This is a genomic window from Flavobacterium esculini (assembly GCF_048284325.1).
Classification (GTDB): Bacteria; Bacteroidota; Bacteroidia; order Flavobacteriales; family Flavobacteriaceae; genus Flavobacterium.
Map to the genome: position 1 here is coordinate 1 of NZ_JBLVPI010000040.1, position 3610 is coordinate 3610.

Below are 3610 nucleotides of genomic sequence, written 5' to 3' on the forward strand. Positions count from 1 at the left end.
AACGATTTCTAACTTTAAAGACATAGTGTAGTCTTTTTGGGTACGCTTAACATACCGTGTTTCTTGTGCGGATTCCATAGAATACTTTTTTGTGTATCGCTATTTCAGGACTAGACAGAGTATCAAAAAGAAATCTTTTGCAATTATGGATGTGCTTTCGGCTGACGCTGTGGGTAAATTACCAGACCGTAATGCTGCCGAAGCGGTTCAGAGAATGCCAAGCGTAAGTGTAAACCGGTATCACGGGGAAGCTAACCAAGTAAGTGTTCGAGGTACACCTTACGGTTGGACATCGACTTTGTACAACGGAACAAGACTTCCAAGTGCGTCAGTAACAGGAACAAGAAATACACTTTTGGACGCTATTCCTACCGAAATGATTCAGTACATCCAACTTTCAAAAGCCATTACTCCTGATATGGAAGGAGATGCTATTGGTGGATCGGTAAATTTTGTTTCACGATCTGCCCCTCAAAAAACAATGCTGAATGCAAGTTTGGGTGCTGGTTATAATGAAAAATCTGGAAAAGGTTCTTATAATGGATCTATTGTTTACGGACAAAGGTTCTTTAACGATAAACTTGGAATCGTGCTTGCCGCCTCCGTTTGGGACAGAAATTTTGCTACAGATGAAGAGGTTGTTGATTATAATGTTAATGCGGTAAATCAATCCCAAAAATATGCTATCAATTCGGTTAATGCTAAACGCTATTTTGGAGAAAGAATCACCAAAGCTTTTAGTGGTTCTGTTGATTATGTCTTGAATGATAAAAACAAAATTTTCGGTAAATTTCTATTGGATAAATTTCAAGATGTTAGACCTGTTTATGAATCTTTCTATGATTTTGCCAAAAAAAGATATACGTTCAGTTATCGCTACTCTGATTATAAAACAAATTTGAATGCAATAGAAATAGGAGGGGAACATCGAATTATTTCTAAATTGAAAATAGATTGGTCTTTCTCTAATAATGAAATGTCATATCTTTTAGAAACGCCGCCTAATATGCCTTCTAATAAAAAAGGCTTACCAATAGCACAATTTAGCCAAAAATTAGTTGGCGATTTTGGAAATAGATCTTCAGACGGGCTAATCTATAACACATTCGATTCTCCAAACGCAACAGGAGTGGATGTTTTTGCTATTGACCCAATGTTGACTAATCCAAACGATGTTATGGATCCCAAAAAAATGACCTTACAGCAATTAGTAATTTATCAATTAGATCAAAGAGATAAAGATCAAGTGGGACAATTAAATTTCACCTATGAGGTCACGGATAAATTATCCATTAAAGCGGGTTCAAAGCTAAAGTTTAAAAATTACATGGGAGAACAGACACCTTTAGCCTACTTGCCAGGTGCTGCTTTAGCAATTCCGGGTTCGCCAGCCTTGATTCCATTGAGTGATTTAGAGACCGAAGGCTATCCAAATGCAGGCAACTTCTTTTCAGAAATTGGAAGTCCTTTCCAGAATCTTATTGTAAGTCCAATCACAAAAAATCAATTATTCACTATATTTTCTCCAGAATATTTGGCATCAAATGGGTTCAAAGATTATTCTTCGGCCTCAAATGCAACAACCAAATTTAATGGAACCGAGGATGTTTTTAGTACTTATGTAATGGGTATTTATGACCTTACTGATAAAACAAAAATCATTGCAGGGGTTAGAAACGAACAAACGGATGTTACTATGAATAGTAGTACGTATAATGCAAAAACTAAAGTTGTTTCGCCCATCACGAAAAAATCATCATACAATGCTTTTTTACCAATGTTGCATCTAAAATATGCTATAACTGAAAATATTAATTTGAGAGCAGCGTATACTAGAACTTTTGCAAGACCCAATTTTCCGGATTTAAATCCAAGCGAAATTGTTGATATTACGGGTTCTGTAGCTAAAATTACTAGAGGTAACACTGATTTGTTGCCCACTTTTTCTAATAATTTTGATTTGATGGGAGAATATTTTATGAAGGATATAGGATTAATTACCGCGGGTGTTTTTTACAAAGGGTTAACAAATTATATATTCAAGGATCTTTCATATGAAAACATTAATGGTGTAGATTATTTAGTGACACAGCCCAAAAACATAAGAGACGCGAGTTTATTGGGTTTCGAAATGGGGATTACCAAAAGATTCACGGAATTAAGTAGTTTTTGGGGAGGTTTTGGGGTAGATTTTAATACCTCAATAATCAATTCAAATCTGGAAGTTTCAAGATATGATGCTGCGGGTAAAATAATCGCTACTGATGAAACAACTTTGCCTAATCAATCTAAATTGCTATTTAATTCTTCAGTTTTCTATGATAAATATGGTTTTATGTTTAAAATAGCGGGAAACTATAGAGGAGAATCGGTAGAAACCATTAATCAAAATTTAGGCCCTAATTATTATATTTCGGCTAAAAGTAATTTCACGGTAGATTTATCAGCAGATTATTCTATTAGCGATAAAATAAAAGTTTTTATGGAAGTCAGGAACCTTACCAACGAGCCATTCCAACAGTATTTGGGAGGAAATAAAGGTAGAATTTCCACTAGCGAATGGTCTTCTATAAACGGTCAGTTAGGAATCAGGTATCAAATTTTGTAAAAATTAATAGCACTAAATAAAAAATATAAAATGAAAAAAATAATCAGATTAAAAGTAACTATACTATCGCTTTTTTTAGCTTTAAGCAGCTTTGCTCAACAAAATATGAATATAGAAATTAGTCCCAATTTTAGATCCTTATCTGGAATCCAAAACCAAGAGGGAAGAAAGATCAAAGAAGGAATTATATATCGTTCAGGTAATTTTGCAAAACTTACAGAAAGTGATGTTGCAAAATTTTATGCTATGAAAATTACTACAATTGTTGATTTTAGAAGTGACAATGAGATACAAAAAGATCCTGATTTTATTCCTGTTGGTCAAAAAATTGAAACCAAAAGAGCGTTAATAGGATCAATTAACGAAAAAGAAATGGGCCAATTTATGAAGGTTTTAATTTCTCCCAAATTTAGTGAAGCGGCATTAGATTCTTTAATGATTGGAGTTAGTGATGGATTTACAAACCATATCAAAGATTTTAAACCTTTCTTCGATGAAATAGCAAAAGACGAATCAGTAGTTTTATTTCATTGTACGGCGGGTAAAGATAGAACAGGATTGGCTTCAGCTTTATTTTTGCATATTTTAGATGTTTCAGATCAGGAAATTATGAAAGATTATCTGAGATCGAACGAAGCAATTCAGAATATAGATTTGAATAAATATAAAGAATACGGGCTTCCAAAAGAAAGAATGGCTAAATTAATGGGGGTAAAACCAATATATTTAGAAACATCTTGGAATAATATCATCAAAAAATACGGAAGTATTGACAAAATGCTATTGGTAGAATTTGGAATAGATAAAAAAATAAAAAATGAAATAAAGAAAAAGTATTTGATAAAATAAATCAAATAAAAAAATAAGAAAATCGTCTAAAATTATTTTAGACTGCACCCAAAATTTTAGACAAATTTATAATTAATTTTGATAATAATGAGCTCGATATTGTGTCGGGCTCATTCCGTTTAAATTCAGTTTTATTCTTTCATTATTGTAATA

Annotated in this window: 3 protein-coding genes; 2 read left to right on the top strand and 1 reads right to left on the bottom strand. The window is 32.8% G+C overall.

Features of this window, described 5'->3' with window-relative positions; genetic code table 11:
* The first annotated feature begins 91 nt into the window (after nucleotides 1–91).
* Nucleotides 92–2608 carry a TonB-dependent receptor domain-containing protein gene (locus ACNQGG_RS17185; protein ID WP_417966066.1) on the top strand — a complete coding sequence of 839 codons (2517 nt, stop codon included), beginning with the start codon at nucleotides 92–94 and terminating at the stop codon, nucleotides 2606–2608.
* 30 nt (nucleotides 2609–2638) lie between these two features.
* The gene (locus ACNQGG_RS17190; protein ID WP_417966068.1) at nucleotides 2639–3457 is read left to right on the top strand and encodes a tyrosine-protein phosphatase; all 819 of its coding nucleotides are present in this window, start codon (nucleotides 2639–2641) and stop codon (nucleotides 3455–3457) included.
* 72 nt (nucleotides 3458–3529) lie between these two features.
* Here ACNQGG_RS17190 and ACNQGG_RS17195 read toward each other — a convergent pair.
* On the bottom strand, nucleotides 3530–3610 hold an 81-nt coding region (locus ACNQGG_RS17195), incomplete at its 5' end, for an IS3 family transposase (RefSeq protein ID WP_417965007.1).